The 21,387-nt window shown below is 68.8% G+C and carries 20 protein-coding genes and 4 tRNA genes; 17 read left to right on the forward strand and 7 right to left on the reverse strand.

The features are described 5' to 3' along the window. Positions 1 to 62: 62 nt before the first annotated feature. The 3 genes from EGK76_RS07840 to EGK76_RS07850 all read right to left on the reverse strand — a co-directional run bounded on the left by EGK76_RS07840 (position 63) and on the right by EGK76_RS07850 (position 2,060). The gene (locus EGK76_RS07840; protein ID WP_123832231.1) at positions 63 to 485 is read right to left on the reverse strand and encodes a hypothetical protein; all 423 of its coding nucleotides are present in this window, start codon (positions 483 to 485) and stop codon (positions 63 to 65) included. Between the two features lie 106 nt (positions 486 to 591). Further along, positions 592 to 1,452 carry a pirin family protein gene (locus EGK76_RS07845; RefSeq protein WP_123832232.1) on the reverse strand — a complete coding sequence of 287 codons (861 nt, stop codon included), beginning with the start codon at positions 1,450 to 1,452 and terminating at the stop codon, positions 592 to 594. A 95-nt stretch (positions 1,453 to 1,547) separates the two neighbouring features. After that, positions 1,548 to 2,060 carry a DNA-deoxyinosine glycosylase gene (locus tag EGK76_RS07850; protein ID WP_123832233.1) on the reverse strand — a complete coding sequence of 171 codons (513 nt, stop codon included), beginning with the start codon at positions 2,058 to 2,060 and terminating at the stop codon, positions 1,548 to 1,550. 385 nt (positions 2,061 to 2,445) lie between these two features. Here EGK76_RS07850 and EGK76_RS07855 point away from each other — a divergent pair, with 385 nt between their 5' ends. The 16 genes from EGK76_RS07855 (at position 2,446) to EGK76_RS07930 (ending at position 17,231) form a co-directional block, all read left to right on the forward strand. After that, a complete protein-coding gene (locus tag EGK76_RS07855) occupies positions 2,446 to 2,976 on the forward strand; it encodes an outer membrane beta-barrel protein (protein ID WP_123832234.1) in 531 nt (176 codons plus the stop codon). Positions 2,977 to 3,611: 635 nt separating this feature from the next. Next, the gene (locus EGK76_RS07860) at positions 3,612 to 6,032 is read left to right on the forward strand and encodes a DNA internalization-related competence protein ComEC/Rec2 (protein WP_233580217.1); all 2,421 of its coding nucleotides are present in this window, start codon (positions 3,612 to 3,614) and stop codon (positions 6,030 to 6,032) included. A 27-nt stretch (positions 6,033 to 6,059) separates the two neighbouring features. Then, positions 6,060 to 6,701, forward strand: coding sequence for a MotA/TolQ/ExbB proton channel family protein (locus EGK76_RS07865; RefSeq protein WP_096297643.1), 642 nt, complete (start codon positions 6,060 to 6,062; stop codon positions 6,699 to 6,701). Between the two features lie 3 nt (positions 6,702 to 6,704). Then, positions 6,705 to 7,154, forward strand: coding sequence for a biopolymer transporter ExbD (locus EGK76_RS07870; RefSeq protein ID WP_096297644.1), 450 nt, complete (start codon positions 6,705 to 6,707; stop codon positions 7,152 to 7,154). A gap of 1 nt (position 7,155) precedes the next feature. Continuing rightward, positions 7,156 to 8,964: a lipid A export permease/ATP-binding protein MsbA gene (msbA, locus tag EGK76_RS07875; RefSeq protein ID WP_096297645.1), complete on the forward strand. Its 1,809-nt coding sequence runs from the start codon at positions 7,156 to 7,158 to the stop codon at positions 8,962 to 8,964. Then, positions 8,961 to 9,932: a tetraacyldisaccharide 4'-kinase gene (gene lpxK / locus EGK76_RS07880; protein WP_123832235.1), complete on the forward strand. Its 972-nt coding sequence runs from the start codon at positions 8,961 to 8,963 to the stop codon at positions 9,930 to 9,932. Before msbA ends, lpxK begins: the two co-directional genes overlap by 4 nt. 351 nt (positions 9,933 to 10,283) lie before the next feature. Further along, on the forward strand, positions 10,284 to 11,057 hold the full coding sequence (kdsB, locus tag EGK76_RS07885) for a 3-deoxy-manno-octulosonate cytidylyltransferase (protein WP_123832236.1): 774 nt from the start codon (positions 10,284 to 10,286) through the stop codon (positions 11,055 to 11,057). Next, complete coding sequence (locus EGK76_RS07890) at positions 11,057 to 11,554, forward strand: low molecular weight protein-tyrosine-phosphatase (protein ID WP_123832267.1); 498 nt, start codon at positions 11,057 to 11,059, stop codon at positions 11,552 to 11,554. Before kdsB ends, EGK76_RS07890 begins: the two co-directional genes overlap by 1 nt. Next, positions 11,551 to 12,978, forward strand: a complete 1,428-nt coding sequence (locus EGK76_RS07895) for a thioredoxin-like domain-containing protein (protein WP_123832237.1) — start codon at positions 11,551 to 11,553, stop codon at positions 12,976 to 12,978. Before EGK76_RS07890 ends, EGK76_RS07895 begins: the two co-directional genes overlap by 4 nt. Further along, positions 12,975 to 14,897, forward strand: a complete 1,923-nt coding sequence (gene uvrC / locus EGK76_RS07900) for an excinuclease ABC subunit UvrC (protein ID WP_123832238.1) — start codon at positions 12,975 to 12,977, stop codon at positions 14,895 to 14,897. The genes EGK76_RS07895 and uvrC overlap by 4 nt, the downstream gene beginning before the upstream one ends. A gap of 18 nt (positions 14,898 to 14,915) precedes the next feature. Further along, positions 14,916 to 15,515, forward strand: a complete 600-nt coding sequence (gene pgsA, locus EGK76_RS07905; protein WP_096297651.1) for a CDP-diacylglycerol--glycerol-3-phosphate 3-phosphatidyltransferase — start codon at positions 14,916 to 14,918, stop codon at positions 15,513 to 15,515. Between the two features lie 36 nt (positions 15,516 to 15,551). Beyond that, positions 15,552 to 15,627, forward strand: a tRNA-Gly gene (locus EGK76_RS07910). Between the two features lie 78 nt (positions 15,628 to 15,705). Then, positions 15,706 to 15,779: transfer RNA gene (locus EGK76_RS07915), tRNA-Cys, on the forward strand. 46 nt (positions 15,780 to 15,825) lie between these two features. Next, positions 15,826 to 15,901, forward strand: a tRNA-Gly gene (locus EGK76_RS07920). A gap of 108 nt (positions 15,902 to 16,009) precedes the next feature. Beyond that, a tRNA-Leu gene (locus EGK76_RS07925) sits at positions 16,010 to 16,096 on the forward strand. A 31-nt stretch (positions 16,097 to 16,127) separates the two neighbouring features. Then, positions 16,128 to 17,231: a GGDEF domain-containing protein gene (locus EGK76_RS07930; protein ID WP_123832239.1), complete on the forward strand. Its 1,104-nt coding sequence runs from the start codon at positions 16,128 to 16,130 to the stop codon at positions 17,229 to 17,231. A gap of 15 nt (positions 17,232 to 17,246) precedes the next feature. Here EGK76_RS07930 and EGK76_RS07935 read toward each other — a convergent pair whose 3' ends face one another. Together EGK76_RS07935 and EGK76_RS07940 are read right to left on the reverse strand one after the other, a co-directional pair. Then, the gene (locus tag EGK76_RS07935; RefSeq protein WP_123832240.1) at positions 17,247 to 17,558 is read right to left on the reverse strand and encodes a hypothetical protein; all 312 of its coding nucleotides are present in this window, start codon (positions 17,556 to 17,558) and stop codon (positions 17,247 to 17,249) included. Further along, positions 17,555 to 17,821 carry a hypothetical protein gene (locus EGK76_RS07940; protein WP_123832241.1) on the reverse strand — a complete coding sequence of 89 codons (267 nt, stop codon included), beginning with the start codon at positions 17,819 to 17,821 and terminating at the stop codon, positions 17,555 to 17,557. Before EGK76_RS07940 ends, EGK76_RS07935 begins: the two co-directional genes overlap by 4 nt. Before the next feature lie 213 nt (positions 17,822 to 18,034). Here EGK76_RS07940 and EGK76_RS07945 point away from each other — a divergent pair, with 213 nt between their 5' ends. After that, the gene (locus EGK76_RS07945; protein WP_123832242.1) at positions 18,035 to 19,666 is read left to right on the forward strand and encodes an FMN-binding glutamate synthase family protein; all 1,632 of its coding nucleotides are present in this window, start codon (positions 18,035 to 18,037) and stop codon (positions 19,664 to 19,666) included. Between the two features lie 7 nt (positions 19,667 to 19,673). On the opposite strand, the gene arsC is transcribed toward EGK76_RS07945, so the two are convergent. Both arsC and EGK76_RS07955 read right to left on the reverse strand, forming a co-directional pair. Next, positions 19,674 to 20,030, reverse strand: coding sequence for an arsenate reductase (glutaredoxin) (gene arsC / locus EGK76_RS07950; RefSeq protein WP_096297659.1), 357 nt, complete (start codon positions 20,028 to 20,030; stop codon positions 19,674 to 19,676). Beyond that, positions 20,027 to 21,313 carry a dicarboxylate/amino acid:cation symporter gene (locus tag EGK76_RS07955; RefSeq protein ID WP_096300429.1) on the reverse strand — a complete coding sequence of 429 codons (1,287 nt, stop codon included), beginning with the start codon at positions 21,311 to 21,313 and terminating at the stop codon, positions 20,027 to 20,029. Before EGK76_RS07955 ends, arsC begins: the two co-directional genes overlap by 4 nt. Positions 21,314 to 21,387: the final 74 nt, after the last annotated feature.

Raw genomic sequence — 21,387 nt, forward strand, 5'->3', positions numbered from 1 at the left:
GCCGCTGCACAAGCGCAGAAGACGGGCCGGCACCCCCGATCGAGCGTCTACTTACCGGGCGTCTACTTGCTGCCCAGCCGCACGTCAGAAAAATGCAGCGCCTCGGCATCCCGAAGCGAGCGTGCCAGCGCCGCCTCGTCGTTCGCGCGCACGATGATGTGCGCGTAGTCGCCGGTGGGCAGTTCGAGCAGTGTCTCGCGCACCATCGTGCCGGTCATCAGATCGTTGTCGGGCGCGTGCCACCAGGTCGGATTGCCGTCGATGGTCACCCGACCACCCGTCCGGTCGACACGGCGCGGCTTGAACGTTGCGGTGCGGCCCAGGGTCACCGCGAAGGCCTGGTTCCCGTTCGCGTCGACTGCTCGGCAGAACACGAAATCGGGTCCGAGCTGCGCTTCCCAGCGCACGCTGGAATCGGGCGGCAATTGCGGGCAATCGTTGGCGGTCTGGGCCTGCGCCACCCCGGCGCAGAGCAGCGCGCCCAACAGCGCGAGCGGTCGGATCGGAAGCATGGTCGTTGTCCCCCTGTGACACGAATCAAGACCATACGCCGGCGTGCCCGGCCAAGTGAGGTCTGTTGTGTGACTCACGTCACCTTTCCGGCAACGGGATGAATTCCGGATCGCCCGCCACGCTGCCGAAACGCCCTGCGCGCCAGTCGTCCTTGGCCTGTTCGATACGCTCCTTGGACGAGGACACGAAGTTCCACCACAGATGGCGTGGGCCATCGAGCGGCTCACCGCCGAAGAGCATCGCCTTGAGTGGCGTCTTCGCGCGGAGTCTCGCGTGGGCCCCCGCGTCGAGCACCGCCAGATGGCGGGCCGGCACGTCGGCGCCATCGAGCTGGGCCTCGCCTTCGAGCACATAAAGCGCACGTTCGGCGTGCGATGGCGGGAGCACCAACTCGCCATCGGCATCCAGATCCAGCGCCACATTGAGCGTGTCGGAGAACACCCGCACCGGCGACTCTTCGCCGAACCCGCGACCCGCGATCACCCGTACCAATGCACCGTCGCGGCGGAATTGCGGCAGTGTCGAGGCCGGGTGGTGATGGAATTCGGGCGCCGTTTCCTCATGGCTCCTGGGCAGTGCCACCCAGGTCTGCATGCCGTGCAGCGGGTGCTCGCCTTCGCGCAGCGCCAGCGGCGTGCGCTCGGCATGGGCGATGCCGCGGCCGGCGGTCATCCAGTTCACGTCCCCGGCGCTCACGTCCTGCGAATAGCCCAGCGTGTCGGCGTGATGGATGGTGCCCGACCACAGGAAGGTCACTGTTGCCAGGCCGATATGCGGGTGGGGCCGTACATCGATGCCCGCGCCCTTTTCGAAGATCGCCGGGCCCATGTGGTCGACGAACACGAACGGCCCGACGCTGCGCGCCTGCAGGGTGGGCACTGCGCGGCGTACTTCGAAGCCGCCGAGGTCGTGGCTGCGGGGAGAAATCAGCAAGGTCATGGCTGTCCAGCGATACGGAAGGAGGCCAGCATGCCAGCGCACCGATTCCGGCGAGGACCCTCCACTGGGACGATTCGTTGCGCTGGACCCGCGTCTCAGGCCAGGGCCAGGCCCGCACGCCACGCCGCCAGCTTGGCATCGAAGTCCATCGCGGCATGCGCCGGACTGGTGGAGGGCAGGCGTTGCAGATCAGGCATCGACGTGAGTGTTGGCAGCACATGCCGGCGGAACAGCGTTTCCGCCGCAGCGCCGTTGAAACGCAGGCGGGTAATCGACGGATAGCGCGCCAGCAAAGCACCGACATCATTGGGAACCACGCTGGCCGCCTGGATCCGCGTATCCAGGCTGCCGGGCCGCACGCATTCGCCGATGACATCCCACAGCGCCACGCCCGCGTCGCCCAGGTGGCGCATCCGCTCCGCGTAGGGCAGGCCGGGGTCGAAGCCGAAGAGCGCGCCGACGATCGGCCAGAACAGATTGCGCGGGTGGGCGTAGTAGCGCCCGGCATCGAGCGATGCAAGTCCCGGCATGCTGCCGAGCACCAGCACGCGGGCACGCGAATCGGCGGCCGGCACGAAGCTGCGCACGGCAGGGGCGTCTGGGGACATTCGACTGACTCGATCGGGACGGCGCATATCGAGGGCAGCTTATAGGCAGGGCGCTCCTGCGAGCGCTGGACGAATGGAGCGAAGGAAAGCTGCAGGTTCTCTGCGGGGCTCCCAGCCTTGGGGGCTTCTCGGCCGTGCGTTCGTGTATCCGGCGCAGGCGCGACGTCCACGGATGGCGTCGTCCGGCGACACGTCCGCCGAACGCAGCTGCCGTCGCCCCCTGCGGCGCACGGCGATTTTTGCGGCGAAAAATTCGTATTTGTGATTATGAAATTATCTTCACGGGCGCAACGCTCCTTGCCGGATTTCGCCATTTGGTTGTGAGGTGGTCACCCCATCTTTCGGGCACCAAGCGATTGGTGATTTCCAACAGGAGTGATCAGCGATGAGCAAGAACAAATTCCTCGCCACCTCTGTCCTCGCCGTAGTTCTGGGTGCCGCGTCCGTCGCCGCCCAGGCGGCCGAACCCATCGGCTTCTATGGCGGTGCCGGCGTGGGCCGGGCCGATTTCAACGCCCGGGCGGTGGATGACCACGACACCGGATACCAGCTGTTCGGTGGTTACCAGTTCCATCCGAATTTCGGTGCCGAGCTGGCCTACACCGATTTCGGCAAGGCCGATGTGGGCGCGCACAAGGATGCAGTCGCCGCCAACGCGGTGTCGCTGAGCCTGGTGGGCACGCTCCCCTTTACCGAGAAGTTCTCGGGTTACGCCAAGGCGGGCGTGAGCCGCTGGGATACCTCGACGCACGTGGGCCCGTTCGGCTTCAAGGACCACGGCACCGATCCGACCGCTGGCGTGGGCCTGCAGTACCGCTTCAACGACAAGGTCGCGCTGCGTAGCGAGTACAGCCGCTTCAACCTCGACGAAGGGCACACCAACATGGCCCAGGTCCAGGTGCGCTACGACTTCTGATCGCTTCTGCGATCGGCGTCGCCACGCAGGGCCGGCATTGCCGGCCCTGCGTGCGTCTGCGCGTAGCGGGCGCGGCGGCGATGCGTCGCGGGCGATGTCCGGTGATGTCCGGTGATGTCCGTCAAAAAGCGCTGAGCAAAGCAATACAAGCGGCGGCGCCCCAGCGGGGATTTCCGACGGCGGGTCGACCGTCTGTCGCAAGCGGATGCGCCGGGCTGGATCTAGCCTGAGCGTGTCATCCGGCACAGGACGGTGCGCGTGTTGCGACGCAAGCGAGGAGGGCGCGTCCCTCGACCGAGTCGGGCTGGAGCAGATGCTTCTGCCTTGCCGGCGCGGCACTTTCGGGGGCGGGCAGGAGCGATATGCATGTTCGGTCCGGCTTGGCCTGCATGGTTCGGTACCGCGGGTTCATCCTCGGGCAATGGCGATCGTCGCCCGTCCGCGCGGAGCTGTGGACATCGCCTGCAGCGCGCCTCCATGCGTGGTCTATCCGAGCTCGTGCACGGCATCCACGCATTGCTGGCGCATCCCGGCCGGGCCGGGTCCGTCACGAGGCCGATCTGCGGCGGCATCCCGAGCCGCGTCGCGACCCCCATGATCCACAGCGGGTTCCTGCCGGCTGCGGGCGCTGGCGCATGCGAACCGCATCACCGGTGGCCCGGCGCATGATCCGCGCGCTGACGCCGGGCATCGGGCTTGCGGTGTCGGTGGCGCTGGTGCTCGGGGCCAGCCTGTGCCTGCAGCTGCCGCGATTGCCGCCGTGGTGGCTGATGGCGCTGGCGCTGCCGATTGCACTGCTGGCATGGGTCCGGCAGCGCGGCCTGGGGAGGCTGGCCGGCGCGTTGGTGTTCGGCGTGGCCCTGTGCGGACTGCATGCGGCGCATGCCTTGTCCGTGCAATTGCCGGCCACCATGGAGCGTGGCGATTTCGCGATCAGCGGGCAGGTCGTCGAACTGCCGGTGCATGAGCCTCAGCGCACCGCGTTCGTATTCCGGGTCGACAGCGGAGCCGCCGTGCCTGCCGCCTTGCGCGGTCGGCTGCTGCGGCTGTCCTGGTACGACGACCGTCGCGAAGGCCCTGATTCGCGCCGGGCGTTGCTTTCGGCAGGCAGCCGCTGGGCGTTCACTGTGCGTCTGCGCGCGCCGCGCGGGCTGCGCAATCCCGGCTGGTTCGACAGCGAGAAACGCGCGATGGCGAGCCGGCTGTCCGCGGTCGGTTACGTGCGCGCGGGTGAGCCGATCGAACGTATCGCTGCCGGGAGCGGCGTCGATGCCTGGCGTGACGTCGTGGCGGAACGCATCGATAGCGCTGTGCCGAGCGATGCATCGCGTTTCGTGCGTGCGCTGGCGATCGGCGACACGCGCGGGCTGGGCGATCTGGACTGGGAGGCCTTGCGCGCCACCGGGCTGACCCATCTGGTCGCCATTTCCGGCTTCCACGTCGGCATGGTGGCGGGTTTCTTCGCGCTGCTGGCGACCGGCGCGTGGTGGTGTCTGCCGTGGCTGGGCCGCGCCCTGCCGCGCCCCCAGGCGGCGGCCCTGGTCGCGCTGGCGGGCGGCGCGGTATATGCGGCGGTGGCCGGGTGGGAGCTGCCCACCGTGCGTACCGTGCTGATGATCGCGGTGGTCGTGGTGGCGCGCCTGGCGCGCCGGAATCTGCGCGTCGCCGATGCACTTGCCTATGCGGCGGCGGCCGTGGTGCTGGTCGATCCGATGGCGGTGTCGTCGGCCGGCTTCTGGCTCAGCTTTGCCGGTGTCGCCTGGCTGGTCTGGTGCCTGCCCGATGCGCGCGGACGCTCGAAGCTGGGTGCCCTGGTGGCGGCGCAGTGGGTGGCGACGATCGGCCTGCTGCCGCTCACTGCGGTGCTGTTCGGCCAGGCTTCGCTGGCCGGGCCGCTCGCCAATCTGGTGGCGATTCCCTGGTGGAGCCTCGTGGTGGTGCCCCTGGCCCTCGTAGGCACCGGACTGGAGGCCCTGCATGCGGGCGCGGGCGACTGGGCCTGGCGCGCCGCGGGCCGGGCGTTCGACCTGTCATGGCCGCTGTTCGACCGCCTGGCCGCAAGCGAGTTGTCGCTGTGGTGGTTGCCCGAGCCGCACTGGCTCGCGCTCCCGCTGGCAATGCTGGCGGCGTTCTGGATGCTGCTTCCGCATGGCGTGCCGGGCAAGGGACTCGCCATGCTGTTGTGGCTGCCTCTGCTGTGGCCGGACCGGCAGCTCCCGCGCCACGGCGAGGCCGAACTGGCGGTGCTCGATGTCGGCCAGGGGCTGGCAGTGCTCATTCGCACCGCGCGGCATGCGGTGCTCTACGACACCGGCCCCGCGGTACCGCAGGCCTACGACGCCGGCGAGCGGGTCGTGGTGCCGGCGCTGCAGGCGCTCGGGGTGCGCCGGCTCGATGCGATCGTCGTCAGTCATGGCGACGCCGACCACGCCGGCGGCTTCGGCGCGGTGCAGCGACGCTTCGCCGCGCCGGTGGTGTTCACCCCGCAATGGGATCGCGTGCCGGGCGCATCGCCGTGCCTGGCTGGCGGCGGATGGGAGATGGATGGCGTGAGGTTCCGCTTCCTGCACCCGGACCTGCATTTCCCGGCGTTCCGCAACCCGTCGAGCTGCGTACTGCGGGTCGAGACCGCCCATGGCGCAGCGCTGCTGCCGGGCGATATCGACGCGGTCGTCGAACGGCTGCTGGTGCGGCGCGAGCCGGAAGCCTTCGCAGCCGACATCGTGGTGGCCGCGCACCACGGCAGCCGGACTTCGTCCGATCCGGCCCTTGTGCGGGCCAGCGGTGCCCGGGTGGTCGTGATGTCGGCCGGCCATGGCAGCCGCTTCGGCCATCCGCACGAAGCGGTCGTCACGCGCTGGCGCGAGGCCGGAGCCGCCGTCGGCACCACCGCCGGTGGCGGCGCGACCCGGCTGCGGCTGCAGGCCGGTGGCCCCGCTGTCGTCCAGCAGCGGACGCATCGCTGGCGGCTCTGGGACGCCGTGCAGCAGGCGGACGTGCGCGCTGCGAGGTCCGGGGGCGCCGTGCAGGCTGGGCTATCCTATTCGCCGGACTGAAGACGGCCATCGGCCGAAGGGGTAGGCGTGCTCGAACTGGTGAAGGCCGGCGGCTGGCCGATGCTGCCGTTGCTGCTGCTGTCGGCCGTGGCGTTGGCGATCATTGTCGAGCGCTTCTGGGCCCTGCGCCGCAAGGCGGTGCTCCCGCCCGGGCTGGGCGCGGAAGTCCGCGCCTGGGCCGCACGCGGCACGCTCGATCCGGCGCACATCGAATCGCTGCGGGGCACTTCGCCGCTCGGTGCCCTGCTCGCCGCCGCGCTCGACGTGCGCAACCGGCCCCGCGAGGAAATCCGCGAGCGTGTCGAGGATGTCGGCCGCCATGTGGCACATCGCATGGAACGCTATCTCAATGCCCTTGGCACCATTGCCGCCGCAGGGCCGCTGCTGGGCCTGTTCGGCACGGTGGTCGGCATGATCCAGATGTTCCTGGGGGTGATGGACCACGGCGTCGGCGATGTCAGCCAACTGGCCGGCGGCATCGGCAAGGCGCTGGTGTGCGCTGCTGCGGGCATGGTCGTCGCGGTGCCGGCGTTGATGTTCCACCGCCACTTCCGCGCCCGCATCGACGGCCACATCGTGCAGATGGAGCACGAGGCGATCGCGCTGATGGATGTCATCGATCCGCGCAACCGCCGCGGCGCGCAGGTGCAGGCACCGGTGCAGGGCTGACGCATGCGTATCCGCGACCGCCGGGCCGAGGACAATCCCGAACTGAACCTGGTCCCGTTGATCGACGTGATCCTGGTGCTGATCATCTTCTTCGTGATCACCACCACCTTCGACACGCGGTCGGTGCTCAAGCTGGAGCTGCCGCAGGCCACCGGCGAGCGCAGCGATGCCCAGGACGGGACGCTGAGCCTGCTGATCAATGCCGACGGCCGTTATTTCGTCGACGACCGCGAAGCGCTGCGCACGGACGTCGAATCGCTCAAGCGCACAATCGCCGAAGTCGCCGGCGACGATCGCGAACGCACCGTGCTGCTGCGCGCCGATGCGCGTACGCCCTGGCAGGCGGTCGTCACCGCCTACGATGCCCTGGGCCAGCTCGGCTTCAAGCGCATCGCCAATGCGACCGCGCCACAGACGGGGGCAGCGCCTGCCGCCGCCACGCAAGAGGAGTGAGATGAATACCGTCGTGGATGAGGCGCAGCGCGAAGCGCCGACCCCCGGCCCCGCGCGCGCCGACCGCGCCTGGCCGGTCTATCGCAGGCTGCTGAAGTTCGCCACCGATTACCGGGGGCTGCTGGCGGTCGCGCTGGCCGGGATGCTGATCGAGGCCATCGCCGGCGGCGCCTTCACCAAGATGATGGAACCCATCATCGACGAGACCTTCGTCGGCGAGAACGCAGGCCTGAACCTGTGGCTGCCGGCGGCGATCATCGGCCTGTTCGTGATGCGCGGCATCGCGGGTTATCTCGCCGACTACAACATGGCCAAGGCCGGCCGCGGCATCGCCCGCGACCTGCGCGTGCGCGTACTGGGCAAGTATCTGCGCCTGCCGGGCATGCGCTTCGATGCCGAGCCGGTGCCGTCGATGCTGGTGCGGCTGGGTTCGGATTCCGACCAGGTTTCGCAGGCAGCGGTCGATGCAGCCAAGGTGATGATCCAGCAGTCGCTGCAGATCATCGCCTCGCTCGTGGTGATGCTGTGGACCAGCTGGCAGGTGACGCTGACGATCCTCGTGATCGCACCGCCGCTGTCGTGGATCATGGGCAAGGTCGCGCGTCGCTACCGCCGCGTCAGCCACAACATCCAGGACAGCTCGGCGCTGCTGCTGCAGGCGGCCGACCAGTCGCTGAGCAACCAGCAGGAAGTGAAGATCTACGGCGCGCAGGCGGCCGAGAACGCGCGCTATCGCGCAGTCGCCGACGCCCACATGCGCCTCAACCTCAAGGTCGAGGCGACGCGCGCGATCTCGTCGGCCGTGGTGCAGCTGATGGGCTCGGTGGGCCTGGCGCTGCTGATCGTCATTGCCGGTTACGAAGCCTCGCAGGGGCGCCTGACCGCCGGCGGCTTCGTCGCGCTGATGATCGCCATGATGGCGATCATTCCCGCGCTCAAGCAGCTGACCAACGTGCAGAACATGCTGCAGCGGGGCGTGGCCTCGGCCGAGCGACTGTTCGAGATCCTCGATGCCGAAGACGAGCGCGACACCGGCAGCCTGCCGCTGGGCCGGGCCCGCGGCGAGATCGAGTTCCGCCACGTGAGCGCGCGCTATCCCGGCCAGTCGGAACCGGCGCTGCAGGACATCAGTTTCGTGGCGAAACCCGGCACGGTGACCGCGATCGTCGGTCGCTCCGGCAGCGGCAAGTCCACGTTGATCAAGCTGATCCCGCGCTTCTACATGCAGGTCGAGGGCGAGATCCTCCTCGACGGCCATCCGATCGACGACTACCGGCTGGCGGACGTGCGGCGCCAGATCGCGCTGGTCGGGCAGCAGGTGATGCTGTTCGACGACACCGTGGCCGCCAATGTGGCCTACGGGGAGATGGCGGGCGTCTCGCCCGAGGCGCTCGATGCGGCGATCCGCGATGCGAATGCGATGGAGTTCGTCGAGAAGCTGCCCAGGAAGCTCGACAGCGGCATCGGCAGCCGCGGCGGCCGCCTGTCGGGCGGCCAGCGCCAGCGTCTCGCCATCGCCCGGGCGATGCTCAAGGACGCGCCGATCCTGATCCTCGACGAGGCGACCGCGGCGCTGGACACGGAATCCGAGCGTCTGGTGCAGGATGCGCTCGAGCACCTCATGCCCGACCGCACCACGCTGGTCATCGCGCATCGGCTCTCGACGATCGAGCATGCCGACCAGGTGCTGGTCCTCGATCACGGTCGCCTCGTCGAGCAGGGCACGCACCAGCAACTGCTCGCGCAGGACGGCCTGTATGCCCGTCTGCACCGGATGCAGTTCCGCGAGAGCGGAGACCAGGCCGGATGAAGGCACCGCAGTACTGGTTCGACGGCAGCCGCCCCCCGCTGCATGCGCGGGCGCTGGCCCGTGTGTACGGGGCGGCGTCACGCATGCGGCGCAGGTTGCTGCGCACGCGCAAGGTCGATCGGCCGGTGCTGGTGATCGGCAACCTGATCGCCGGCGGCAGCGGCAAGACACCGCTGACGATCGCCGTCGTGGAACGTCTGCGTGCGGCCGGCTGGACGCCGGGCGTCGCCAGTCGGGGCTATGGCCGCGACGCTGCGCGCAACCCGCGCTGGGTGGAGCCGGTGACCGATCCGGTGCTGGCCGGCGACGAGCCGGTGCTGATCGCCGCGCGCACCGGTGCCAAGGTACGGGTGGACGCCGATCGCGTGGCCGCCGCCGTCGCCCTGATACGCGCCGGCTGCGACATCGTGGTCTGCGATGACGGGCTGCAGCACTACCGCCTGCAGCGCGACGTCGAGATCGAGGTCATCGACGGCAAGCGACGCTACGGAAATGGCCTGCTGATCCCCGCGGGCCCGATGCGCGAGCCCGCCGCGCGCAGTGCGCGCTGCGACTTCCGCGTGCTCAACGTCGGCAGTGCCGGCGATATCGAGGCCGCGTTCGGCGAGTGGCCGATGCGCCTCGCGACCGGGCAGGCATTGCCGCTGCTGGGTGGTCGCGCGCTGCCGCTGTCGCGTTTCTCCGGCCAGCGTGTGCATGCCGTCGCGGGGATCGGCGATCCCGAACGCTTCTTCGACACCCTGCGCAGCCATGGCATCGCCGTGGTCCCGCATGCGTTCGCCGACCATCATCGCTACACACCCGAGGACCTGCGCTTCGGCAGTGATCTGCCGGTGCTGATGACCGAGAAGGACGCGGTGAAATGCATGCGCTTCGCCGGCGAGCGCCACTTCAGCGTTCCGGTATACGGCGAATTGCCCGAGGCGTTCTGGATCGCGCTGCTGGACCGGCTGGCGAAGCTGCGCTGAAGTCGCGGTCGCCGCCGGGCCGCAGCGAATCCCGTCCGCTTCCGGGGGCGCAGGCCGAGGCCGGCCTGTCTGGCGCCTGAGAGTGTCTGATCGGGGGCGAAGGTTCGCAGCCGGGCCGACGCGCGCGCCGCCACACGCGGACCGGCGGTCCGGGGCACAGCTACGACTCCGACACCATGTCGTGCCGGCCTGCGCCGCGGGCTGCCGATTCGCAACGGGCGGGGAGAGGTGGGAGCGCGGTTCCCGAGCAGAACGCGCGGCGTCAATGCTTCGCAGTCTTCCGCAACGTCGGTGACAGCGCGCTCCCGTAGCCGGTCGGCCCGGTCACGTCCGATCTGGGACAATCGCCGGATGAGCACATCCTCCGGTTTCGTCGTCGCCATCCCCGCGCGTTATGCCTCCACCCGCTTGCCCGGCAAGCCGCTGCAGTCGCTGGCGGGGGAGCCGCTGGTGCTGCACGTCGCGCGCCGCGCGCTGGCGGCCGGGGCTGACGAAGTGTGGGTGGCCACCGACGACGCCCGGGTACGCGATGCGCTGCAGGGCACCCCGGTGCAGGTGGCCATGACCGCCCCGGAGCATCCCTCCGGTACCGACCGGCTTGCCCAGTGCGCCGCGATCGCAGGCTGGGAAGACGATCGCGTGGTCGTGAACCTGCAGGGCGACGAGCCCTTCGCGCCGGTCTCGGGAGTCCGTGCGGTTGCGGCGTTGGCCGGGCGGCAGGGCGTGGATCTGGCGACCCTGTGCGCGCCGATCGGGGATGTCGAGACGCTGCTCGATCCCAATGCGGTCAAGGTGGTGCGCGCGACGAGCGGCGATGCCCTGTACTTCAGCCGCGCGCCGGTGCCATGGCCGCGCGATGCGTTCGCCCTCGGCCGGGACGTGATGTCCGCAGGCGACTGGTGGCGGCACATCGGCATCTACGGCTATCGCGTGGGATTCCTGAAGCGGTTCGCGGCGATGCCGCCGGGGCAGCTGGAGCAGATCGAGATGCTCGAACAGTTGCGTGTGCTGGAGGCCGGACACCGGATCGCGGTGGGTATTGCGCCCGAGGCCTTTCCGCCTGGCGTCGATACATCCGACGATCTCGCCCGCGCCGAGGCCCGGTTGGCGGCGCTGCTGCGATGATCCGGCTGCTGGTGGTGTGCCTGGGCAACATATGCCGCTCGCCGATGGCCGAGGGCGCGTTGCGGTCGCGGATCGAAGCGGCCGGACTGGCGGAGGTGATGGACGTCGATTCCTGTGGCACCGGGGACTGGCACGCCGGCGACGCGCCCGACCCGCGCGCGATCCGTTGCGCCGCCGGGCACGGCGTCGATATCGCCGCACTGCGTGCCCGCACGCTGGAGGCAGCCGACTATCGCGCGTTCGACGCACTGCTGTGCGCGGATGCCAGCACCCTGCGCATCGTGCAATCGCGGCGGCCGGCGGATGCGTCTGCCCAGGCGGCGCTGCTGCTCGACTGGGCGGGGCAGGGCGGTGGCGATATCCCCGACCCCTACACGGGCGACGCCGCCGGCTTCGAGACGGTCTGGTCCCTGGTCGACGAGGCAGCGGATGCCATCGTCGAGCGTCACCGCCGCCTGGCGCCTGGCGCCCGCGGTTCGCGCATAATCCGTTCATGACCGAAGCCGCGATCGCATCCGAGTTCCCGGCCAGCCTGGAGTGGCTGAACCTGAGCGACCCCCTGCGGATGACGCAGCTGCGGGGCAAGGTGTGTGCCCTGGCCTTCGTGAACCTGGGTTCGGCATGGTCGCAGCAATGTCTTGCGGATCTCGGTCATCTGCGTGCGCGGCATCGCGAGCGGCTCAACGTCGTGGCGGTGAACGTGCCGCGCTTCGACGCCGAACGTGACGCGCGGCGCGCGTCCAAGCGCGTGCATCGCCAGCAGGTCGAATTTCCGGTTGCGCACGATCCGGACTGGACGCTCTGGCAGCACTACGGCATCGAAGCCTGGCCGACGGTCGTGCTGATCGACGGTGAGGGGCGGGTGCGCGAACGCATCGTCGGCGAGGGCGGGATCCGCGCGCTCGACGCAAGCGTGAGTGCATTGGCCGACGAACTCACGCCACAGGCGGTCAACGGCGATCCGGTCCGTCTGCGCCGCAGCGGCGAGCCGCCGCTGCCGTTGCGGTTTCCGGTCGGCCTGGCGCTGTCGGGCAACTATCTCTACGTCGCCGACAGCGGCCATCACCGCGTACTCGAGTGCGATACCAGCGGCCGCATCCTGCGCCAGTTCGGCAGCGGCAGCCCCGGCTTCATCGATGGCCCGATGGAGCTGGCTGCGTTCACCCGCCCGCACGGGCTGCATGTCGAACGCGATGTGCTCTACGTGGCCGATACCGGCAACCATTCCGTCCGCCGCATCGAACTGCGCACCGGCGACATCGCGACGATCTGCGGCGCGGGGCGACCCGGCACGACGGTCGCGGGTCCGCTTGCCGATCCGCGGGCGATCGCGCTCGACCAGCCGCGCGACATCGTGCTGGCGGGAGACAAGCTTTTCATCGCCTGCGCCGGTGACAACCGCATCTGGCGGCTCGATCTGGGCCGTTCCAGTGTCGAGCTGCTCGCCGGCAGCGGCAGGCTGGCAGTGATCGACGGCATCGGCGCGATGGCATCGTTCGCCGAGCCGGTATCGCTGGCCTGCGTGCAGCAGACGCTGTATGTCTGCGACGCGGCCGGTTCGGCGATACGCAGCGTGCACACCCGTACCGGCGCCGTGTCGACGCTCGTCGGCCAGGATCCCTGGCAGTTCGGCTGCGTCGACGGCCCACGCACCGATGCGCGCATGCAGAACCCGCAGGCGCTCGCACTCGAGCCCGACGCGCCAGTGCTGTGGATCGCCGACGCCGGCAACGACAGCCTGCGCCGGCTGCGTCTGGGCGGCGGCGAGCTCACGACCTGCGAACTGCCGCAGCGCCTGCATGCGCCCGCCGGGCTGGCGATCGGCAACGACGCCGTATGGATTGCCGATACCGATTCTCACGCGGTATTGCGGCTTGATCCCGCCAGCGGCGCCGTCCGCCATGTTCCGATAGGCGAATGACCGGATCGCAGGGCAGCGGCGGCAAGGCAGTGTTCGACGGCAAGGCGTTCGTCGCGGGGCTCAGCACTGCGCCGGGCGTCTATCGCATGTATGCGGCCGACGACACCGTGCTGTACGTCGGCAAGGCCGGCGATCTGCGCAAGCGCGTGGCGAGCTATTTCAACGCCACGCCCAAGGTCACGCGGACGATGGCGATGATCGCGCAGATCGCGCGCATGGAGACCACGGTGACCCGCACCGAGGCCGAGGCGCTGCTGCTCGAGAACCAGCTGATCAAGTCGCTCAAGCCGCGCTACAACGTCTCGCTGCGCGACGACAAGAGCTATCCCTACGTGCTGGTGACGAGCGAGGACTGGCCGCGCATCGCCGTGCATCGCGGGCCGCGCAACGTCCCCGGCCGTTACTTCGGCCCGTACCCCGGGGTGACCGCGGTGCGCGAGACGCTGAACCTGATGCAGAAGCTGTTCAAGCTGCGCAACTGCGAGGACAGCGTGTTCCGCAATCGCTCGCGGCCGTGCCTGCAGCATCAGATCGGACGCTGCACCGCGCCTTGTGTCGGGCTGATTTCCGCGCCGGACTACGCTGATGCCGTGCGGCGGGCTTCGATGTTCCTCGACGGTCGCAGCGACGAGCTGACGCAGGAAGTCACCCGCGACATGGAGGCGGCAGCCGAAGCGCTGAATTTCGAGGAGGCTGCGCGGCTGCGCGATCTGCTCGGCAACATGCGCAGCATGCAGGCGCGCCAGTACGTGGACGGCAAGGTTGCCGAGCTCGACGTGCTGGCCGTGGCGATGCAGGGCAGCCAGGCCTGCGTGCTGCTGCTGTCGTTCCGCGACGGCCGCAACCTCGGCACACGCGCCTTCCATCCGCGCACCAACGGCAGCGACGATCCGGCCGAAGTGCTGGCCGCGTTCGTCTCCCAGCATTACGCCGAGCAGCCGGCGCCGCGTGAGATCGTGCTCGACCGCGCGATCGAGGACGTTCCGCTGCTGGAGCAGGCCTTCAGCGAGGCCGGCGGACGACGCGTGCAGATCAAGTACAACGTGCGCGGCGACCGCGCGCGCTACGTCGATCTGGCGCGTCGCAACGCCGAGATCTCGCTCGCGACCGAAATGAGCAGCCAGGCTGCGCAGAACGCGCGCGCGGAGTCGCTGCGCGAGATGCTCGGGCTCAGCCGGCCCGCGCAGCGCATCGAGTGTTTCGACATCAGCCACACCATGGGTGAGGCCACCGTGGCGTCGTGCGTGGTGTTCGATGCGGCAGGCCCCGTGCGTGGCCAGTACCGGCGCTACAACATCGCCGGCATCGAACCCGGCGATGACTACGCGGCGATGCACCAGGCGCTGACGCGGCGCTTCCGCAAGGCGGCCGAGGCGCGCGCGGCGGAGGTGGCCGCTGCGGATTCCGGCACCGACCCGCCGGTCACGGCAGAAGGCGCGGGCATCCTGCCCGATGTGCTGCTGATCGATGGCGGTGCAGGCCAGGTGGCGCAAGCGCGCGCCGTGCTCGACACGCTGGGGATCACCGGCATCTGTCTCGTCGGCGTGGCCAAGGGCGAAGCGCGCAAGCCGGGTGACGAGACCCTGCTGCTGCCCGACGGCCGCGCGCTCAAGCCCGGCGCAGCCTCGCCCGGCCTGCAGCTGGTGCAGCAGGTGCGCGACGAGGCCCACCGCTTCGCCATCACCGGCCATCGCGGCCGGCGCCAGAAGGCGCGTACCACCAGCCGCCTCGAAGACATCCCCGGCATCGGGCCACGCCGGCGCGCCAGCCTGCTGAAGCATTTCGGCGGTCTGGGCGGACTGAAGGCGGCTGGTGCCGAACAGATTGCCCAGGTCGAAGGCGTCAACGCGGCGCTTGCACAACGCATCTATGCGACCCTACACGGGCTTGACCCCGGCCCTGGCGCCGGACCTGACTGAATCCCCCACAGGCGTCCGATGAAATTCACGATTCCCACCTGGATCACGCTGATGCGGATCATGCTGATCCCGGTGCTGGTGCTGGTGTTCTACCTGCCGTTCCAGTGGACCAACTTCGCGACCGCGCTGGTTTTCGCGTTCGCCTCGATCACCGACTGGCTCGATGGCTGGATAGCGCGTCGCTACGAGCAGTACTCGGCATTCGGCGCGTTCCTCGATCCGGTCGCCGACAAGCTCATGGTGGCCGTCGCGCTGTTCCTGATCGTGCAGGGCCACCCCACGCCCTGGATGGCGCTGTGGGCGGCAGTGATCGTCGGCCGCGAGATCGCGGTATCGGCCCTGCGGGAATGGATGGCCGAGCTCGGCCAGCGTTCGACCGTGCGCGTCGCGGCGATCGGCAAGATCAAGACGATCGCGCAGATGATCGCGCTGCTGTGCCTGCTGTATTCGGTGACGCCCGACCAGCCGCCGCGCCCGCTGCCGTGGCTGGGCCGCGAGATCTTCATCGTCGGCGACTGGCTGCTCGCGATCGCGGCGATCCTGACCCTGTGGTCGGGCCTGCTGTATCTGCGCGCGGCATGGCCGATCATGCGTGCCGCGGAGAAGAACAAGTATTGACACACCGGCGGCGACGGGTAGAATTTCGCCTCCCAAGCGGGAATAGCTCAGTTGGTAGAGCGCAACCTTGCCAAGGTTGAGGTCGAGGGTTCGAGCCCCTTTTCCCGCTCCAGTTTCAAACACGTTGCCCCGGGCGATATGCGGGGTTTCGTTTTGTCGGCAGGCTGAAAACCTGTGCGGCGGGGTCACCGGCCTGGTGGCAGAGTGGTTATGCAGCGGATTGCAAATCCGTGTACGCCGGTTCGATTCCGACCCAGGCCTCCAGCCGGTGCACCACCCAGGTCGCAGGCGGGTTACAATTCGGTTCCAAGCGGGAATAGCTCAGTTGGTAGAGCGCAACCTTGCCAAGGTTGAGGTCGAGGGTTCGAGCCCCTTTTCCCGCTCCAGTTTCACGAAAGGCCCTGCAGATGCGGGGCCTTTTTGCGTTTCTGCACCGTGCGGGAAAACGCGGCGGTTCCATTCCGCGGCGCGTTGCGGCACGCTGTCGACCGCCTGCCCGGATGGCGAAACTGGTAGACGCACCGGACTTAAAATCCGTCGGCCGCAAGGTCGTGCCGGTTCGATTCCGGCTCCGGGCACCATCGCGATGTCGGTCGATTCGACCTTCGCGACGTGACGGCCGGCAGCGTTCGACACATGCGCAGCACAATTTGCTTCCCTGTTCAGGCCTGCGCGCCTAGGGTCGACGGCGGGCCTACTGCGGTCCGTGACGGGGAGCATGCGGTGCTCCGGGATGGACGCAACTTGATCTCAAGACTCAGGCACGATCTGCGCCTGGCAATCATCACCATGCTGGGATCGGTCACGGCGGTCGTGCTCGTCAGTTTCCTGGTCTGGCGCTTGACGCGTGGCGAGTGGGTGGCCGCTGCGATGGATGCTGCCGTGGTCGTCACCCTGACGATCATCCTGCGTCGCGTCTGGCGCGGGCAGTACACCGAGCGTGCCGGCGGATGGCTGGTGGCCATCAATTCGGGATTTGCCGGCCTTGCATGCGTGACCATCGGTGCGGCTGCGCATGGCTGGGTCTATCTCGTGCTGATGACCAATTTCTATCTTGCCCCGATACGGGTCGCCGCCTGGAGCGGACTGGGGCTGCTCTGGGTCGCATCGGTGACGCTTCTGCGTGAAGCTGGCCCCCACCAGCTCAGCACGCTTGTCACCTGGGCACTGGTCTTCGGGTTCGCGCATACCTTTGCACGGCGCACGCGCCAGTACGGCGATTCGCTCGAACTGCTCGCCAGCCTCGACCCGCTGACCCGCATTCCCAATCGCGGCATGCTGGAAGCGGATCTGCGCCACGCAATCGCTACCGGGCAGGCGGGCCGCATGGGTCTGCTGGTCCTCGACATCGATCGCTTCAAGGCGGTGAACGACACATACGGACATGCCGCAGGCGATGTGGTGCTGATCGAGCTGGCTGCGCTGCTTGACGAGGAGTTGCGGCAGGGCGATTCCGTCTATCGATTCGGTGGCGAGGAATTCGTCATGCTGTTGCCGATCGGGTCGGAGGATGCCCTGTCTTGCGCAGGCGAACGGGTGCGTGCAGCAGTGTCCTCAAGGCTGGCCGCGCCGGGCGGTCCGGTGACCGTGGCGGTCGGCGGCGCGATGCTCTCGACAGAGCGCGACTGGCAGGACTGGTTCGGTCGCGCCGACGCAGCGCTGTATCTCGCCAAGCGCGACGGCGGTGACGTTGTCCGCATTGCCAAGCCTCTATAGGCGCCTCGGCGCCGATCAGCTACGGGCAGCCGGCTGCGCATCCGGCTCGTTTTCCCACTCGTGGACACGCCGCTGCGGGCATTCGCGCGCGCGGCTCGGATGCCCATGGCGCACCGCAGCCAGGCGACGACGCCAGCGCAACGGGCCGCCGATGATGGACAGGAGGGCGAGAATGCCGGCGAGCAGCATGGCCCAGGGCGCAAGCGAGGCCAGCGGCGAGAGGATCGAACCCGCCGTATTGCGCAGTGCCAGGGCGAACACGGCGCCTGCGATCAGCATGTAGACCGGCAGCATCACGAGCCGCCACACCGCGCGCGCGGAGATCATGGCAAGGCTCCGGGGAGCGAACCGGCGCCGATGGTGACGACAGGAGCTGCATCGGGGATGCCGAGTCCGAGGCGGTAATGTGCTGCAGCGATGTCGCGCACGTGCTCCCAGTCGGACATGCGCGGAACCCGCTCCCACGCCGCGCGAAGCAACGGCTCGAGTTCATGCCAGTCGGCATCCGGTCTTTCCGCCTGCACGGCGCGCGTCATTTCCGCGAGGACCATCGGGTTGTATGGACGCTGCGACATGATGTTTTTCGGCACTGCGGGAGTTCGCGATGACCATAGGCAGCTGCCTGCCAAACCGCCGTGAAGCGGCTGCAGTGGCATCATTCATTCAGCGGCAGTTGCCCGGTTACACGCCGACGACCGTCAACAGCCGCGCGTCGATGATGTTGCCCGCAGGCACCGTCTTTTCACCGCTTTCGGTGGAGGATGGCCGGTCGGGTCACTGCCCGATCTCAGCAAGGGAGCATGATGGTCCGTTATCTCGCGTATGCAAGCTGCGTTGTCCTGGCGCTTGCCGCGGCTCTGCTGGCAGTGACCCGGCACTCGCTGGGCTGGTCGCTCGCCACGGTGCCGCTGCTCGTGCTGGTGGCGCTGGGTACGATCGACATCGTGCAGCGGCGCGCGACCCTGCGACGGACGTATCCGTTGATGGCGCGGTTCCGCTACGGGCTCGAAGCCTTCCGTCCGGAGATCCGCCAGTACTTCATCGAGGACGACCAGGACGAGGTGCCGTTCTCGCGGCAGCAGCGCGCGCTGGTATACCAGCGTGCGAAAAACGTCAGCGACGTGGTGCCGTTCGGCAGTGAGTTGCCGATGTACGGCTCGCAGTACGAATGGATCAATCATTCGCTGGTGCCCGCGCACGCCGCCACGCACGACTTCCGCATACCGGTGGGTGACGAGCGCGCCCAGCCCTATGCGGCCAGCGTGTTCAATATTTCGGCAATGAGTTTCGGCTCGCTGTCGGCCAACGCGATACGCGCACTGAACCAGGGCGCCAGGCGCGGCAACTTCTACCACGACACCGGCGAGGGGGCGATCTCGCCCTACCACCGGGAATACGGTGGCGACCTGGTCTGGGAGATCGGCTCGGGCTACTTCGGCTGCCGCGATGCCCAGGGGCGGTTCGACCAGGATGCGTTCGCGCGGAACGCGGCCGAAGCGCAGGTGCGCATGATCGAGCTGAAGCTCTCGCAAGGTGCCAAACCGGGGCACGGCGGCCTGCTCCCGGGCGCCAAGGTGACGGCCGAGATCGCCGCGACCCGCGGGATTCCGGTCGGCGTGGACTGCGAATCGCCCGCGGCGCACACCACATTCTCCACGCCGCTGGGCCTGCTGGAATTCATCGACCGGATGCGGACGCTGGCGGGCGGAAAGCCGACCGGATTCAAGCTCGCCATCGGCCATCCCTGGGAGTGGTTCGGCATCGCGCGGGCGATGCTCGACTCCGGCATCCTGCCGGACTTCATCGTCGTCGACGGCGCCGAAGGCGGCACCGGCGCGGCGCCTTCGGAATTCATCAACCACGTCGGCCTGCCGCTGCAGGAAGCGCTGATGCTGGTGCACAACACCCTGGTCGGCATCGGCCTGCGCGACCGCATCCGCGTCGCCGCGGCGGGCAAGGTGACCAGCGGCTTCGACATCGCACGTGCGATGGCGATGGGCGCGGACTGGTGCAACGCGGGGCGGGGCTTCATGTTCGCGCTCGGCTGCATCCAGTCGCGCAGCTGCCATACCGACCGCTGCCCCACCGGGGTCGCCACCCAGGATCCGGCCCGCTGGCGTCTTCTCGATGTCCCCGACAAGGCCGAGCGCGTATTCCATTTCCACCAGAACACACTGCGCGCGCTGCGCGACATGATCGGTGCGGCGGGGCTGGAACATCCGATGCAGATCGGACCGGAACACATCCTGCGGCGTGTCTCGCCCACCGAAGTGCGTTCGCTTGCCGCGCTCTACCGTTTCCTGGAACCCGGCGAGCTGCTCGACGGCGTACCCGAGCATGCGGTGTTCAGGGCGTTCTGGCCGTTGGCGCGAGCCGACAGTTTTGCGCCGCCTGCGCAGGCGTCTGCCATGCACGTGGCCAAACGCGCGCGTTGAGGATTGTTCAATCGAGCAGGGTGAGCAGCCGCTCGGTGGGACGCCCGATCACGGCACGTTCGCCGCGCACGAGGACCGGGCGCTCGATCAGCTCCGGATGCGCGGCCATCGCGTCGATGATGGCGTCTTCGTCGAGCGCGGGGTCATTCAACCCGAGGGCAGCGTAGGCCGCTTCTCCGCTGCGCAGCAGGTCGCGCGCCGGCAGCTCAAGGCGACGCAGCAGAAGACGCAGGGCGTCGGCGCCGGGCGGCGTGTCGAGGTAACGCACCAGACGGGGCGTGATGCCGCGCATCCCCAGCAGCGCCAGCGCGGCGCGCGACTTCGAGCAGCGCGGATTGTGGAACAGCAGGTAATCGTCGCTCATGCGCCTGGATCTGTGGATGTGGTACCGGAGCCGCCGCGCCTGGCGACAACAGCGGTTGCGGTGACGTCGCCCGTGGTGTTGGCGACGGTGGCGAAGATGTCGGGAATGGTGTCGACCGCGAGCAGCACGCCAAGCGGTTCCACCGGCAGGCCCATTGCCTGGGTGACCGGCAGGTTGTTGGTCATGAAGCTCACCTGGCCCGGCAGGCCGACCGACCCCATGCTGATGACCAGGCTCAGCGCCACCGCCACCGCAAGCTGGGCCGGACCGAGCTCCACCCCGTACATCCAGCCGATGAAGACGACGACGCTCAGATACTGCGTCGGGCTCGCGATCCGGAACAGCGAGACCGCCATCGGCAGCACCAGCGACGTCACCGCAAGCGGATAGCCGAGCCGGTGGCGCGCGCTGTCGACCATCACCGGCAGCGAGGCCAGCGACGACTGCGTGCTCGCGGCGATCGCCTGCACCGGGAGCAGCGCGGCCGCGAACCTGCGCAGGCGCTCGCCGGCCACTGTCACCGCGACGACATACATCAGCAGCGTGATCGACACGTACAGCACGCACTGCAGCCCGATGTAGTAGCCCAGTGCGGTCAGCACGCCGAGGCCGACATGGGCGCAGACCGAGAACACCAGCGCGAACACGCCGAGCGGAGCCGCCCACAGCACCCACCGCACGATCACGACCATGGCGTCGCCGACGCTGCGGATCAGTTCGAGGAGACGCTCACGGCGCCCGGGTTCCAGGCGCGTCAGTGCGAAGCCGAAGAACATCGAGAACACCACCAGCGGAAGCATCGCGCTGGCGGCCGCGGCGGCCAGTGCATTGCTGGGAATCACGCTGGTGATCCAGACGCCGAACGAGGGCGCCTGCGGCAGCACTTCGGGCGACTGGATCGCGGCGCGGAACGCCGACACCAGTGCCTCGTCGCGCGGCACCAGCGACAGCAACGCAGGGGCGGCGATCGCGGCGAAGGTGCCGCAGAGCAGCAGCAGCACCGCGAACACCATCATCGCAACGCGCGCGTTGCGTCCGGATGCGGCCGCATCGGCCGCGGCGTTGATTCCGACGATCACCAGCGCAGCGACCAGGGGCACGACAGTCATCTGCAGGGCATTGAGCCACAGACGGCCGACAGGTTGGGCCGCATCGGCGACCCGGATCGCGGTGTCCGCGTCCCACGCAGCCAGCGAAAGTCCGGCGACAGCGCCGGCGATCAGCGCGAGCAGCACCCGGGCCGAGGCAGAGGCGGCAGGACGGGGCGGTGGGGTTTCGGTCATGGTCCGGGCGTTCGCGGCAGGCGTCGGCAGCATGCCATGTGCAGGCCGCGGTGGCGCGCGTTGTGCGGATCACT

The sequence above is a fragment of the Luteimonas sp. 100069 genome, from assembly GCF_003813845.1.
Taxonomy (GTDB): domain Bacteria; phylum Pseudomonadota; class Gammaproteobacteria; order Xanthomonadales; family Xanthomonadaceae; genus Luteimonas; species Luteimonas chenhongjianii.

Bases quoted from the DNA above. Each gene is read 5' to 3' on its own strand.
- EGK76_RS07845 (WP_123832232.1), bottom strand. From the start codon at position 1,452: ATGACCTTGCTGATTTCTCCCCGCAGCCACGACCTCGGCGGCTTCGAA.
- EGK76_RS07850 (WP_123832233.1), bottom strand. From the start codon at position 2,060: ATGTCCCCAGACGCCCCTGCCGTGCGCAGCTTCGTGCCGGCCGCCGAT.
- EGK76_RS07855 (WP_123832234.1), top strand. From the start codon at position 2,446: ATGAGCAAGAACAAATTCCTCGCCACCTCTGTCCTCGCCGTAGTTCTG.
- EGK76_RS07860 (WP_233580217.1), top strand. From the start codon at position 3,612: ATGCGAACCGCATCACCGGTGGCCCGGCGCATGATCCGCGCGCTGACG.
- EGK76_RS07870 (WP_096297644.1), top strand. From the start codon at position 6,705: ATGCGTATCCGCGACCGCCGGGCCGAGGACAATCCCGAACTGAACCTG.
- msbA (WP_096297645.1), top strand. From the start codon at position 7,156: ATGAATACCGTCGTGGATGAGGCGCAGCGCGAAGCGCCGACCCCCGGC.
- lpxK (WP_123832235.1), top strand. From the start codon at position 8,961: ATGAAGGCACCGCAGTACTGGTTCGACGGCAGCCGCCCCCCGCTGCAT.
- kdsB (WP_123832236.1), top strand. From the start codon at position 10,284: ATGAGCACATCCTCCGGTTTCGTCGTCGCCATCCCCGCGCGTTATGCC.
- EGK76_RS07895 (WP_123832237.1), top strand. From the start codon at position 11,551: ATGACCGAAGCCGCGATCGCATCCGAGTTCCCGGCCAGCCTGGAGTGG.
- uvrC (WP_123832238.1), top strand. From the start codon at position 12,975: ATGACCGGATCGCAGGGCAGCGGCGGCAAGGCAGTGTTCGACGGCAAG.
- pgsA (WP_096297651.1), top strand. From the start codon at position 14,916: ATGAAATTCACGATTCCCACCTGGATCACGCTGATGCGGATCATGCTG.
- EGK76_RS07935 (WP_123832240.1), bottom strand. From the start codon at position 17,558: ATGATCTCCGCGCGCGCGGTGTGGCGGCTCGTGATGCTGCCGGTCTAC.
- EGK76_RS07945 (WP_123832242.1), top strand. From the start codon at position 18,035: ATGGTCCGTTATCTCGCGTATGCAAGCTGCGTTGTCCTGGCGCTTGCC.
- arsC (WP_096297659.1), bottom strand. From the start codon at position 20,030: ATGAGCGACGATTACCTGCTGTTCCACAATCCGCGCTGCTCGAAGTCG.
- EGK76_RS07955 (WP_096300429.1), bottom strand. From the start codon at position 21,313: ATGACCGAAACCCCACCGCCCCGTCCTGCCGCCTCTGCCTCGGCCCGG.